This is a genomic window from Microbispora sp. KK1-11, from assembly GCF_006874435.1.
In the GTDB taxonomy this organism is placed as follows: domain Bacteria; phylum Actinomycetota; class Actinomycetes; order Streptosporangiales; family Streptosporangiaceae; genus Microbispora; species Microbispora catharanthi.
In genome coordinates this window covers 1-647 of sequence record NZ_VIRJ01000121.1, presented here as the reverse complement: position 1 = coordinate 647, position 647 = coordinate 1, and the positions used below count along the sequence as shown (strand labels likewise).

The 647-nt window shown below is 70.0% G+C and carries 1 protein-coding gene; it reads right to left on the bottom strand.

The features are described 5' to 3' along the window. Window positions 1-647: SGNH/GDSL hydrolase family protein (locus FLW16_RS43015; protein ID WP_221891604.1), on the bottom strand; the 647-nt coding region annotated here is incomplete at both ends.

Sequence of the window (647 nt, the reverse complement as noted above, 5' to 3'; positions counted from 1 at the left end):
GGCGACGGGCTGGGGCTGGTGCCGGGGCCCTGCCCGATGCTGCCGGGGACCGACTGGAGCGCCGCGTACCAGGCGGCGGCCATCTTGTCGTAGCCGTTCGCGGTGGGGTGGATGCCGTCGATCAGGTCGGCGGTGGTCAGCTTGCTGTGCATGTCGACCAGATGGACGTGCTTGCCACTGCTGACCTTGGACTGCACGATGCCGGGGATCGCCGCGTTGAAGGTGCGGGCGGCGGCCTCCTGACCGGAGTTCGACAGCGGGATGATGGTCGCCACGAACACCTCGGCGTTGGGCGCCGCCGCGGTGATGTGGTCGATCAGCGTGGACAGCCGCTGCGGCGCGCCGGACACGTTGTAGTTCTGCAGCACGTCGTTGGTGCCGATGTGCAGCAACACCGTGCGCGGGGTGGAGGTGCGCAGCCAGCCGGTGATGTTCGCGTCGATCTGGTCGATGCGCCACCCGGGGTGTCCCTCGTGGTCGTGGTCGCCCAGGTTGGCGGGCCCGTTGTACTGCGACCCGACGAAGTCGATCGTGTAGCGGCCCGCGGCCAGGCGCTGCCACAACCCGATCCGGTAGCCGCCGGGCACCTGCGTGCCCTCGGTGATCGAGTCGCCCAGCGGCATCACCCGCACCCCGCCGTTCGACTC